The organism is Actinokineospora sp., from assembly GCF_050699995.1.
In the GTDB taxonomy this organism is placed as follows: domain Bacteria; phylum Actinomycetota; class Actinomycetes; order Mycobacteriales; family Pseudonocardiaceae; genus Actinokineospora.
On sequence record NZ_JBOHGC010000619.1, the window covers coordinates 1 to 12185 of the forward strand.

At 69.6% G+C, this 12185-nt stretch carries 13 protein-coding genes; 7 read left to right on the forward strand and 6 right to left on the reverse strand.

Features of this window, described 5'->3' with window-relative positions; genetic code table 11:
* The 5 genes from ACRDSQ_RS29675 to ACRDSQ_RS29695 all read right to left on the reverse strand — a co-directional run.
* On the reverse strand, nucleotides 1-233 hold a 233-nt coding region (locus tag ACRDSQ_RS29675; RefSeq protein ID WP_431425632.1), incomplete at its 3' end, for a hypothetical protein.
* 137 nt (nucleotides 234-370) lie between these two features.
* A complete protein-coding gene (locus ACRDSQ_RS29680; RefSeq protein ID WP_431425633.1) occupies nucleotides 371-1279 on the reverse strand; it encodes a hypothetical protein in 909 nt (302 codons plus the stop codon).
* A 57-nt stretch (nucleotides 1280-1336) separates the two neighbouring features.
* Nucleotides 1337-1720 carry a hypothetical protein gene (locus tag ACRDSQ_RS29685; protein ID WP_431425634.1) on the reverse strand — a complete coding sequence of 128 codons (384 nt, stop codon included), beginning with the start codon at nucleotides 1718-1720 and terminating at the stop codon, nucleotides 1337-1339.
* A 161-nt stretch (nucleotides 1721-1881) separates the two neighbouring features.
* Complete coding sequence (locus tag ACRDSQ_RS29690) at nucleotides 1882-2190, reverse strand: hypothetical protein (RefSeq protein ID WP_431425635.1); 309 nt, start codon at nucleotides 2188-2190, stop codon at nucleotides 1882-1884.
* 67 nt (nucleotides 2191-2257) lie between these two features.
* Nucleotides 2258-2542: a chorismate mutase gene (locus ACRDSQ_RS29695; protein ID WP_431425637.1), complete on the reverse strand. Its 285-nt coding sequence runs from the start codon at nucleotides 2540-2542 to the stop codon at nucleotides 2258-2260.
* Nucleotides 2543-2801: 259 nt separating this feature from the next.
* Between ACRDSQ_RS29695 and pcrA the strand changes: the two genes are divergently transcribed.
* Both pcrA and ACRDSQ_RS29705 read left to right on the forward strand, forming a co-directional pair.
* Nucleotides 2802-5156 (forward strand): DNA helicase PcrA, encoded by a 2355-nt coding sequence (pcrA, locus tag ACRDSQ_RS29700; protein WP_431425638.1) that lies wholly within the window; start codon nucleotides 2802-2804, stop codon nucleotides 5154-5156.
* Nucleotides 5157-5257: 101 nt separating this feature from the next.
* Entirely contained in the window at nucleotides 5258-5557 is a 300-nt protein-coding gene (locus ACRDSQ_RS29705) for a hypothetical protein (protein WP_431425639.1), read from the forward strand.
* A gap of 37 nt (nucleotides 5558-5594) precedes the next feature.
* Here the strand turns inward: ACRDSQ_RS29705 and ACRDSQ_RS29710 are convergent, their stop codons facing one another.
* Entirely contained in the window at nucleotides 5595-6272 is a 678-nt protein-coding gene (locus ACRDSQ_RS29710) for a M23 family metallopeptidase (RefSeq protein ID WP_431425640.1), read from the reverse strand.
* 765 nt (nucleotides 6273-7037) lie between these two features.
* Between ACRDSQ_RS29710 and ACRDSQ_RS29715 the strand changes: the two genes are divergently transcribed.
* From ACRDSQ_RS29715 to ACRDSQ_RS29735, 5 genes are all read left to right on the forward strand, one after another.
* Nucleotides 7038-8816, forward strand: a complete 1779-nt coding sequence (locus tag ACRDSQ_RS29715; protein WP_431425641.1) for a hypothetical protein — start codon at nucleotides 7038-7040, stop codon at nucleotides 8814-8816.
* On the forward strand, nucleotides 8813-9079 hold the full coding sequence (locus tag ACRDSQ_RS29720) for a hypothetical protein (RefSeq protein ID WP_431425642.1): 267 nt from the start codon (nucleotides 8813-8815) through the stop codon (nucleotides 9077-9079). The genes ACRDSQ_RS29715 and ACRDSQ_RS29720 overlap by 4 nt, the downstream gene beginning before the upstream one ends.
* A 140-nt stretch (nucleotides 9080-9219) precedes the next feature.
* Nucleotides 9220-10422: an ADP-forming succinate--CoA ligase subunit beta gene (gene sucC, locus ACRDSQ_RS29725; RefSeq protein WP_431425643.1), complete on the forward strand. Its 1203-nt coding sequence runs from the start codon at nucleotides 9220-9222 to the stop codon at nucleotides 10420-10422.
* A gap of 2 nt (nucleotides 10423-10424) precedes the next feature.
* Nucleotides 10425-11324, forward strand: coding sequence for a succinate--CoA ligase subunit alpha (sucD, locus tag ACRDSQ_RS29730; RefSeq protein ID WP_431425644.1), 900 nt, complete (start codon nucleotides 10425-10427; stop codon nucleotides 11322-11324).
* A gap of 176 nt (nucleotides 11325-11500) precedes the next feature.
* Nucleotides 11501-12157 carry a DUF5336 domain-containing protein gene (locus ACRDSQ_RS29735; RefSeq protein ID WP_431425645.1) on the forward strand — a complete coding sequence of 219 codons (657 nt, stop codon included), beginning with the start codon at nucleotides 11501-11503 and terminating at the stop codon, nucleotides 12155-12157.
* Nucleotides 12158-12185 lie beyond the last annotated feature (28 nt).

Below are 12185 nucleotides of genomic sequence, written 5' to 3' on the forward strand. Positions count from 1 at the left end.
CGGGTGATCACGGTGGCGGCGGCCATGGCCCCGCACAGCGTCGCCGTGGCCACGCTCAGCACGGCGATCTTCGCCATCGTCGCGGCGCGCGACTGGGGCGGCCGGTGCGAGGTCGGCTCGTGCGGCACGAGGTCATCGATGTCGGCGGGCAGCTCGATCCGCTTGCCGATCAACTCGGTGACGTGAACGGAACCGGTGCGGACGTGCCGCTTGCCGGTCGTCGGACGATCCACTGACGCTTCCTCCGCCTGAGTTTCGCTGTTCGGGGCAACTCGTACCGTGCCGCTGCTGCCCTACACCACTCTTTCTCGGTCGATCACCCGATCGAGGCGATAGGCGGCGCTGAGAATCACTCAAAAGGAGTAATCGGTCACCCCGTGCGAGTGTCGCTGGTGATCTTCGGTTCAGCGCCGTAGGTGAAGACAAGTTCACGTTCTTCGGTGATGACGCTGCCGTCCTTGCGGATCAGCCGCAGCGTCGAGAACGTCTTCGACCGGTTCGCATCGATGGTGATCCGCTGCACCTCGATCCGCTCGACATCGGCGTAGCGCCGCTCCAACTCCTCCTGGCCGTCGTAGCGGGCCTGGCCGGTTGTCATCGAGTACGCCGCGTCCGGATCGCGCGTGACCTGCGCGAAGTACGTCTCCGTGCGGTCGCCGATCTTCTCGGGATCGGCCATCGGACCGACGAGCACCGGTGTCTGCAGCGTCGTGCGGGCCGGAGCGGGTGCGGTCGTGGCCGTCGGGGCCGCGGTGGTCGGAGCCGGGGCGGGTGGCGCCGCCGTGTTCTTGCCGGGAGGCGGCGCGGTGAGCTGCCGGCGGTCGGACGGCTTCGCCGACACGGTCGTGGGCGGCGCGCTGCTGGGCGCCGGCGGACGTTCCGACACCAGTGCGTCGCCGGGCAGGTCGAGCGGCAGGCCTGGATAGCTGGGCAGACCCGGCAGGGCGTCGACCACCTCGGGCTTGCGGGGATTGGTGACCAGCGTGACCGCCGCGTAGGTCAGGCCGACCATCACCAGGAGCGTCGCGGCGACGGCGAACCACGCCGCGTGCCGCCAACTGCGGGGCGGCGTCACCGAGGCCGGGATGCTGCCCAGGTCGAACTTGGCCAGGCCGGTCGCGGGCGCGTCCGGGAACAGCCCGGCGATCACCGGCAGGACATCGGTCTCCTCTTCGGGACCGGCCGGGTGGACAGGCGGCGTCCACGACGTCGCACTCGAGCCGCGCCGGTGTCGCCCTCGGCCTGGTCCGTCCTGCGCGGTGTCCCGCCCGCTCGCCATGTGGTGGAGACTCCTGTCCTAGCCGGTCGTGACGCGGTGTCGCCGACCGATTACCGGTCAGCTCGTGTCGACGACCTGGAACTCCTCGGCCAAGTGTCCGGCGGGAAAGCCGTACTTGCTGGCCACAGCCGCGAAGAAGGGCCGCATCTGCTCTTCGAGGGTGGGATTTTCACCCACTTGGGAAACGTGCGTGCGCAGCGTCGCCGGGCCGTCGACCAGCCACGGTTCGCGGACCGTCCACGGCGTCAGCCCCTCCGCGTGGAGCAACTCGGGATGGGTGGTGACGACCATGTCCCAGTTGATCTCGGGGGACCAGGTCAGCACCCGGTCCGGGCGGACCTGGCGGATGACCCGGGAGATGTCGCGGCGCAACTGGAACGAGGCCGCCGCGCCGAAGTCGACGTCGTCCGGGTGCGCGGTGACGACCAGTGCCGTGCGCACCTCGGTGGATCGTCTCGCCGTATTCACTCAGCAAAGAGTATGGCGTTGCACAGCGTTCGTGAGTCAGGGCGCACCACTCGTCGCGACCTCACACATTCGGGTGAACGCAGGCGATTTTCTCTGCCGTGCGTGTGAATCGACCCGTTCGGGTCGATCACGGTTCATTCGCCGCTGCGGTACTTCGCCATCGTCGTCGACAGCGAACTGCCCGCGACCGCGCCCGACCCGCCCGCCACGAGGATGGCCAGCACGTCGGCGAACCCGCCGCCGCTGGTGAGCAGCCAGCCGAGCAGCGCCCCCGCGGTGGTGACGCCCGCGATCGGCCACCGCCCCCGCACGTACTGGGCGACCGGCGCGCCGCTCACCCCGCGCTTGCGCGCCGCGGAGTTGAGCAACGCCAGGTATCCCGCGAAACCGAGTGCCGCGACGAAGGCGACGATGGCCACGATGACAGCGATGAGATCGAGCATGCGTCCAGTCTGCCCGAGCGCGCGCCGAACCGGCTCAGGGATCTCCCCGAGTCGCCCCCTGGATCTGCTACCTGCCGAGCCTGCCGCGGCCGAGGTCGAGCAGCGCCATCGCGAGCGTGCGACCCGCGGGACCGAGTTCGCGGTAGCGCGCGACGACGTCCATCTCGCGGTTGACCACGATGCGGGGTCCGCCCGCGGCCATGCGCGCGGCGCCGATCGTCTGCGAGACCTCGGCCCGGCGTTTCACCAGACGCAGGATCTCGCGGTCCAACTCGTCGATTTCCTTGCGCAGCTCCGCGACTTCCTCGGGGGCGGGAAGCTCGATGCCTGCTTTGACCGTGTTCTCGGACATTGTGATCCTCAGCGGTTGGGCGGAGATCCTCAGCTCCCGAGCGCACGAAGCCCCGGGGTCCGAGGACTCCGGGGCTTCGTGGTGGTTTTCGGTGCTATGCCACAACGGGAGCCGGAGTCCGGATCCCGTAAAAAAACTCGTAGTGGCGCTGCACGGATCGAGTGTGACACACCGTGGCCGCGCGGTCGACCTGGCGTCCGGCCTGTGGGATCGGCACTTTTCGTCTTAGTCGGTGGCCCCCGGTACCGTTGCTTGCACGATGGAAGCACTCTTCGACCTCCCCACCACCGAGCCCGCCGCGCCCCGCCGCCAGTCCGGCTCCGCAGCGCTCCTCGACGACCTCAACGACCAGCAGCGGCGCGCCGTCGAGCACATCGGCAGCCCGCTGCTCGTGGTCGCGGGCGCGGGCTCGGGCAAGACCAGGGTGCTGACCCGGCGTATCGCGTATTTGCTCGCGGAGCGCAACGTCCATCCCGGCCAGGTCATGGCGATCACCTTCACGAACAAGGCCGCCGCCGAGATGAAGGAGCGCGTCGCCGACCTCGTCGGCAGGCGGGCCAACGCGATGTGGGTGTCGACGTTCCACTCGATGTGCGTGCGCGTGCTGCGCCGCGAGGCGAAGACACTGGGCATGACGTCGAGCTTCTCCATCTACGACGCCGACGACTCGCGCCGCCTCATCACGCTGGTCGCGCGCGACCTCGACCTCGACCCGAAGCGCTACCCGGCGCGCACGCTTTCGATCCACATCTCGAACCTCAAGAACGAGCTGATCGGCCCAGAGCAGGCTTCGTCGGCCGCCGCCAACGACCTCGAGCGCCGCGTCGCCGAGGTCTATGTGGAGTACCAGAGCAGGCTGCGCCAGGCCAACGCCATGGACTTCGACGACCTGATCATGCGCACGGTCGAACTGCTGCAGGGTTATCCGGACGTCGCCGAGTACTACCACCGGCGCTTCCGGCACGTGCTCGTCGACGAGTACCAGGACACGAACCACGCCCAGTACACCCTGGTGCGCGAGTTGGTCGGCCGCGGCACCGACGGCCTGCCGCCCGCCGAACTCTGTGTCGTCGGCGACGCCGACCAGTCGATCTACGCCTTCCGCGGCGCCACCATCCGCAACATCGTCGAGTTCGAACGCGACTATCCGAACGCGACGACGGTCATGCTGGAGCAGAACTACCGCTCCACGCAGACCATCCTCAACGCCGCCAACGCGGTCATCTCGCGCAACCCGGACCGGCGCGACAAGCGCCTGTGGACCGCGCTCGGCGACGGCGAGAAGATCGTCGCCTACGTCGGCGACAACGAGCACGACGAGGCGTCGTTCGTCGCGCGCGAGATCGACCAGTTGGTCGACGCGGGCATCGCGAACAACTGCGACGTGGCGGTGTTCTACCGCACGAACAACCAGTCCCGGGTGTTCGAGGAGATCTTCATCCGGATGGGACTGCCGTACAAGGTCGTCGGCGGCGTCCGCTTCTACGAGCGGCGCGAAGTCCGGGATGCCTTGGCGTACTTGAGGGTTCTCGCGAATCCGGAGGACACGGTCAGCCTTCGCCGCATCCTCAACGTGCCCCGCCGGGGCATCGGGGACCGCGCGGAAGCGTGCGTCTCCACCCACGCCGACCGCGAGCGCATCTCCTTCGCCGCGGCGCTGAACGACGCCGCCGTGGGGAAAGTCGCGCTGCTCAACCCGCGCTCCCAGCGCGCGATCGCGGGCTTCGTCGAGCTGATCGACGGGCTCCGCCGCTTCGTCGACGACGGCCAGGACGTCGCCGAGATCCTCGACGCGGTGCTCGACCAGACCGGCTACCGCGCCGAACTCGAAGCCAGCGACGACCCGCAGGACGCCTCGCGGCTGGAGAACCTCACCGAGTTGGTGACTGTCGCCCGCGAGTTCACCGAGGCCCCCGCCGACGAGCCTCCGCCGGACGCGGCCGACTCCGCCACGGCGGGCCCGGAAGCGGGTTCGCTGGCCGCCTTCCTGGAGCGCGTGTCCCTCGTGGCCGACGCCGACCAGGTGCCCGACCCGGACGACGAGTCCGGCGGCATGGTCACGCTGATGACGTTGCACACGGCCAAGGGCTTGGAGTACCCGGTGGTGTTTTCCACGGGCTGGGAGGACGGGATCTTCCCGCACATGCGCGCGTTGAGTGATCCCACGGAACTCGCCGAGGAACGCCGTCTCGCGTACGTGGGGATCACGCGCGCCCGTGAGCGCCTCTATCTGTCCCGCGCGATCGTGCGGTCGGCCTGGGGTCAGCCGATGACCAACCCGGCTTCGCGGTTCTTCGACGAGATCCCGGCGGACTTGATCGACTGGCGCCGGATGGGTCCCGACCGCTCCAGCCCCAGTCGGGCGACCACCTGGGGCTCTCGGGCCACCGGAACGGGCCGCGCGGGGCTCCGTCCGGCGCCATCCAAGGGCTGGCAGGACACCGCTGCCCTGACGCTGGACGTGGGCGACCGGGTCAACCACGACAAGTACGGCCTGGGCACGGTCGTCGCCACCGACGGCACGGGCCCGCGTGCGACCGCGACGATCGACTTCGGGACCGCCGGAACGATCCGCCTCATGCTGATCGGCAGCGTCCCCCTGGTGAAGCTCTAATCCCCGAATCACACGATCGAGTCACTTTCGAACTGATGTTCGAAAATTGTCGGTCCCCTGCGGTTGACTACCCCCATGGCGCAAGCAGGGGGGAACAGGGAATGGACGAGCTGCTGCACCGGCTCCTCGCCGAGGCGGTGGGTCGCTACCTCGACGCGGTCGACCGGCTGGCGGCCGGGCAGCACGCGGTCGTCGGCGGCGAACTGCGCAGACTCACGGCGGCGTGGCGCAGCGTGCTGGGGCTCCATCGGCCCTTGGGGGCCCGCACCCACTGTGCGGGGTGCGGGCGGGCTCACCTTCCGGCGTCTGGGCGGCGTGGCTCCATGTGCACGGTGTGGCGGGTCGCGAGCGCCTACTTCGTGCGGGCCGACCCGGAGGGCGGGGTGATGCTCAAGCGGTGACGCTCAACGATCCTGGAGGCCTTAGGGGAGGTCTCGCTCAGAGGTTGATGCCGCGGGCGATCAGCCAGGGCAGCGGGTTCATCTTGCGGCCGCTGGCGTCCCACACCTCGAAGTGCAGGTGCGGGCCGGTGGACTGGCCACGGTTGCCCATGTGGGCGATGAGCTGACCGGCCTTGACCCGCTGGCCTTCGCGCACGACGTAGTCGTTGATGTGGCCGTAGACCGTGACGGTGCCGTCCGCGTGCTGGACCCGGACCCAGAGGCCGAAGCCGCTGGCGCTGCCCGCCTCGATCACGGTGCCGTCGGCGACCGAGACGATCGGCGTGCCGATGCGGTTGGCGATGTCGATGCCGTAGTGGGTGGTGCCCCAGCGGGCGCCGAAGCCGGAGGTCAGACGGCCGGTGGTGGGCTTGAACGCCTTCGGCCGGGCCGCCTCTTCCTGCTGCTTCTGGATCTCGGCGGCACGGGCGTTGCGGGCCTGGGTGACGCGCTCGGAGGAGGCCATCTTCTGGGCCTCGAGCGTGCCGTCGGAGGTCTTCGCGAGCGTGAGCAACTCGGGCGCGATCGGCCCGTCACCGCCCATGCCACCCATGTGGGAGGAGGCGTCGCGGGTGCCTGCCAGCGGGACGATGTCGTCGCTCGACGAGCCGGCGGCGGATTGGAGGGTCTGCCCGGCGGCGGCCGCGGCAAAGGCGCCGACGGCCACAGCGGCCACGACAACCCGCCCGCGCAGCGCGGACGAGGGTGGAGCGATTCGGTGCGCACCGCGATCTCGAGGGGCGCGATCAAGCGCTTCGTCGAGCACGGTGAACTCGCGTTCACCGCCGGTGGAGCGATGTCGAGACAAAGCTAGCCTTCCGCCTTCGGGGAGTCAGATCCGGACACCGGCTCGCGGGGGACGAGCGCTAGGTGAGGACTCCGGGCGGGGGACCCGGATGGGGTGGCGGTGGAGCAGGTTGCCAGCCCCAGTCCATTCGTGATCGGACTGTGACAACGGACTCGGGGACAGTAACGGGGAGATACCGGGATGGGCAACATCCACACGTGATGTCTGCCAACCGTGGCGAGGGGCGGAAGTTCCTGTACAGCGGTTACTACCCAAAGTTAACCCCACCTCACGCCCTTTAGTGTGACCTGGGTCTCGTTTCAATAGGCCATTTAGGTGGTCCAGCCTGAGTTGATCGCTCACACCGACCGCGACAATCGGCCACAAACCGCACGAACCTCACAAGCCCTTCCCGGGTTCCACCCGCGCAACTGCCGCCCGTCGACTCAGCCCGCGCATCCGGCCGGCTTACCCCTGCGCTCGCCCGGTCGGGCGGCGCACTCAATTCCTCACAACGTCGGCTCCCCCCCACGGTCGTAGCCCCCGCCTCGCCCCCTTCCCGCCCTGCATCCGACCCACCGCACCCCGCCCATCAGGTGGATCCCACAGCGCGGGCGCGGTCGGACCCCGTCGGTCTTGCTAGCGTTGCCCGCGATGACCTCGCGGATTCGAACGTCGCTCCTCCGCCACGCGGACCAGGCCGACGGCGCAGTTCCCGTTGTTCGCATCGGTTGGGCGGACGTGCCGGGCAGGCTCCGGGTCGCACTGTTCCTCGGGGTCGCCGGCGCCGTCCTGCTGGTCGCCGGGCCCGCAATCGGGCTCGTCGAAGACGGTCCCGCAGCCGGTTTCGGCGCGCTGCCCGTCCTCGCCGCTCTCGCCGTGGTCCCGCCGCTGCTCGCGATCGGTTTCGTCGTCGCCAAAGCACCCGCCACGGGCGCCGCCGTCCTCGTCGGGTCCGCCATGCTCGCCCCGGGCCGCGCCCTGGTCGACGCCCAGTTCGCCGTCGACCCGCTGCTCACCTCGCGCCCCGAGATCCTGGTGCCGACGGTCCTCGCGCCCCTCTCCGCCGCCCCCGGCCTGTGGCTGTTGCTCGCCGGGCACGGCGCGATGGCGCTGGCCGGGCTCCTCGCGGTCGGCCGCGCGGGCGCCATCCCCGGCACCCCCTACGCCTCCGAGTTCGACGACCACTCCGCCGACCGCTCGACGAAGGCCCAGGGCACTTCCCTGGTGCTGGCCCTCATCGCCGCCCTGCTCGCCGCGGTCGGACTGCTCCTCGCCCCGTTCCGCTCGGACAACGCCTTCGTCCTGGCCAGCAGCGTGATCGACGCCCCGCCGCTGGCCCGCTTCGGTGTCCTGCTCCTCGCGGGCGCCGCCGCGGCGGGCGCGGTCTTCGGCGCCGGGTCGGCCCGCCCGTCCGTCGCCAGGGGCGTGGTCCTCGGGGTGACAGCCGCAGTCGCGGGCGTCACCGTCCCGCAACTCGCCGCAGGCACCGCCGTCGACCACCTGCACCTCGCCCCGGGCCCGGTCATCGCCCTGTCCGCGCTGGTCGCCCTGACCGTGGCGGTCTGGCTGCTCAACCGCCAGGAAAACCCAGCCGAGGACCGCGCGACCGAACTCGACACCGGCCGCCTCCACCTGATCGCGGGCATCCTCGGCCTGGCCTCCGCCGCCGCCGCGCTGGCCGCCGCGACCTCCGTGCAGCTCGTGGTCACCGGCGGCCTCGACCGACCGGTCGCCTACTCCAGCAGGTTGTTCGTCCCCGCCGCGATCGTCGTGCTCGCCCTGGCCGTCCCCCTCCTGTTCGCCCGCGCCGCCGCCGCGACCCGCCCCGCGTTCGCGGTCGCGGTGATCGCGATCCCGCTGGTCGCGGCCAGTTCGAGTGACGCCGTCTTCACCGCGATCAGCGCCAGCGACGCCGTCAGCGCCGGCCCCGGCGCCTGGTTCGGCGGAATCGCGGCCGTGCTTGCCGTCGCCGCCGCCTGCGTCGCCGCCCTCGCCGGGGTGGTCGAGCGCGACGACGTCGACCTCACCGAGCGCCAGGCCAACCTCACCCTCGCCGCACCCCTCGCCGCGGCGGCCCTGTTCGCCATCGGCGCCTTCGGCCTGCCGGTCCTCAAGGCACCCGGGTTCGTCGCCCCCGGCATCTGGTCGCACTTCCGCCCCGCGTCCTGGGGTCTGCTGCTGGGCGTCGTGGTGGTCCTCGCGATCATCGCCGTCGCCGCGTTCTCGCGCCCACCCCGCGGCGGCGCGCTCCTCGCAGGCGCCGCGGCGCTGGTGGCGGTCCACGCCCTGGAGTTCGCCCTGACATCCGACCGCGCCGAAGGAGCGACCGCGGGCCCCGGCACGTGGCTGTCACTGGCCTGCGTGGCCGCGCTGCTCGTCGCCGCGCTTATCGCCGCCATCGCGCGACCCGCCGTGAAGACCCGCCGATGACCGCCCGCGTGGTCCTGGCCGAGTTCGGCGAAGCCGACATGCACGCCGTCGCGAGGCTGCTGCGCGACAGCGGGATCGAGGTCGTCTTCGCCGGACACGGGAGCCCCGATCAGGTGGTGACCATCGCGATCCAGGAGGACGCCGATGCGATCGCGGTCGACGAACACGTGGGCATGGTCACGGCTCTGCTTAAGAAGCAAAACGCCGCCGACATCGAGGTTTACGACTACATCGACGTCCTCACTTGGGCCGCGAAGCCGTAGTGGTGACAGACCTCACCGTCATAGTGACCCTCTGGTGACAGACTTCACCGGGTGTGAAGTTTCGGGTCAATCCGCAGGTCGCTAGGGTCTTCACGTCTGACAGCATCGCGTCGAAGACACCGTAGTCAGGAGACTGTCGAGTGGACCTGTACGAGTACCAGGCGAAGGATCTTTTCGCCGCCCACGGGGTCCCGGTGCTGCCGGGCGACGTGGCTGACACAGCCGAGAAGGCCCGCGCCATCGCGGAAGAGCTTGGTTCGACCGTGGTCATCAAGGCCCAGGTCAAGACCGGCGGCCGGGGCAAGGCGGGCGGCGTCAAGCTCGCCGACAACGCCGACGACGCCCAGGTGAAGGCCGAGGGCATCCTCGGTCTGGACATCAAGGGCCACATCACCCGCAAGGTGCTGGTGACGGTCGCGTCCGACATCGCCGAGGAGTACTACTTCTCGTTCCTGCTCGACCGCGCCAACCGCACCTTCCTCGCCATGGCGTCGGCTGAGGGCGGCATGGACATCGAGCAGCTCGCCGTCGAGCGCCCCGAGGCCCTCGCCAAGATCCCGGTCAACGCCATCGAGGGCGTCGACCTGGCCAAGGCGCGGGAAATCGTCGCCGCGGCCAAGATTCCCGCCGTCGTGGCCGACCAGGCCGCCGACGTCATCGTCAAGCTGTGGGAAGCCTTCGTCGGCGAGGACGCCACGCTGGTCGAGGTCAACCCGCTGGTCCGCGACCCGCAGGACAAGATCATCGCCCTCGACGGCAAGGTCACCCTCGACGAGAACGCGGGCTTCCGCCACCCGGCGCACGCCGACCTTGTGGACCAGGAGGCCGAGGACCCGCTGGAGGCAGCGGCCAAGGCCAAGGACCTCAACTACGTCAAGCTCGACGGCGAGGTCGGCATCATCGGCAACGGCGCGGGCCTGGTCATGTCCACTCTGGACGTGGTGGCCTACGCGGGCGAGAAGCACAACGGCGTCAAGCCCGCGAACTTCCTCGACATCGGTGGCGGCGCGTCGGCCGAGGTGATGGCCAACGGTCTGCACATCATCCTGAACGACCCGGCCGTGAAGTCGGTGTTCGTCAACGTCTTCGGCGGCATCACCGCCTGTGACGCGGTCGCCAACGGCATCGTCGCCGCGCTGGAGATCCTCGGTGACGAGGCCACCAAGCCGCTCGTCGTGCGCCTCGACGGCAACAACGTCGAAGAGGGCCGCCGCATCCTGGCCGAGGCCAACCACCCGCTCGTGACCGTGGTGGACACTATGGACAACGCTGCCGACATTGCTGCAGCACTCGCTGCCGAAGAGTCGCTTGCGGGCTCGAGCAACGACACCGCGGGGGTCTGACAATGGCAATCTTCCTGACTGACCAGAGCAAGGTCATCGTCCAGGGCATGACCGGCTCCGAGGGCACCAAGCACACGGGCCGCATGCTCAAGTCCGGCACCAACATCGTCGGCGGGGTGAACCCGCGCAAGGCGGGCACCAAGGTCGAGATCGAGGGCGTGTCCCTGCCGGTCTTCGCCACTGTCGCCGAGGCGATGGAGGCCACCGGCGCCGACGTGTCGGTGATCTTCGTTCCGCCGAAGTTCGCCAAGGACGCCGTCATCGAGGCGATCGACGCGGGCATCGACCTCGCCGTCGTCATCACCGAGGGCATCCCGGTGCACGACAGCGCCTACTTCTGGGCGCACGCGGTGGCGAAGGGCAACAAAACCCGGATCATCGGTCCGAACTGCCCCGGCCTCATCAGCCCCGGAAAGTCGAACGCGGGCATCATCCCGGCCGACATCACCGGCCCGGGCAAGATCGGTCTGGTGTCGAAGTCCGGCACCCTGACCTACCAGATGATGTACGAGCTGCGCGACATCGGCTTCTCGTCCGCGGTCGGCATCGGTGGCGACCCGATCATCGGCACCACCCACATCGACGCCCTCGAGGCGTTCGAGCAGGACCCCGAGACCGAGCTGATCGTCATGATCGGTGAGATCGGTGGCGACGCCGAAGAGCGGGCCGCGGCCTACATCAAGGAGAACGTCACCAAGCCGGTCGTCGGCTACGTGGCGGGCTTCACCGCGCCCGAGGGCAAGACCATGGGTCACGCGGGCGCGATCGTGTCCGGCTCGGCCGGTACGGCGCAGGCGAAGAAGGAGGCCCTCGAGGCCGCCGGGGTCAAGGTCGGCAAGACGCCGTCCGAGACCGCCGCCCTGGCTCGTGAGCTGTTCCAGGCTAGGAACCGACAGCGCTGATCTTCTGAAGATCACGGGGCCGGACGCGTTCGCGCGTCCGGCCCTTGTTGTTTTCAAGTTGTTTCCACGATGGGGAACCACGGCCTGCCGGTGTCCGTCGGATCACCGCAATGGGCTAGCGTCTCGCTGGCTGAAAGATTGTTTCTGTGCGTCGAGCTAGCTGAGGAGAGCACGCGATGACCTATCCAGGCGGGGCACCGGGTGGTTACCCGGGTCAAGGTCCGCAGCAGCCCACGATGGGCTACGCGCCCACGCCGGCCGGCCCGAAGCTCGAGCTGGCACAGATCCTGCACCTCGCGGTCGCGGGTCTCGGTGTGCTCAACCTGTTCCTCGGGTTCGCCCCGCTCAGTACGGGCGTGAACTTCTACGAGGCGTTCTCGGGCTGGATCCCCGGCCTGCTGTTCCTCGGCGGCCTGCTGTCGCTTCCGGTGATCCTGCCGGGTGAGAAGAAGGTCGGCCTCACGCCGCCCGCGATCATCCTGTCGGTCGTGCTGGCGTACCTGTTCATGATCTTCTCGATCGACGGCTCGCTCAAGGCGGGCGGCGTCATGGTGCTGATCTTCGGCATCCTGCAGGCCGGTGCCGCCGTGGCCGCGTTCCTCTTCGACAACGGCATCATCAAGCCGCCGCAGCCCGCGCCCGCCAACCCGTACGGCCAGCCCGGTGGCTACAACCCGCCGTCGGCGCCGTTCCAGCAGCAGCAGCACCAGCAGGCGCCGTTCGGCCAGCCACAGCAGCCACAGCAGCAGCAGCCCCAGACCTTCGCGCCGCCGCCGGGACAGTTCGGCCAGGCGCCGGGCACCCCGCCAGGTGGATACCCGCAGCAGGGCTGAGCACGACGTTTCTTCTCGGGGCGGCACC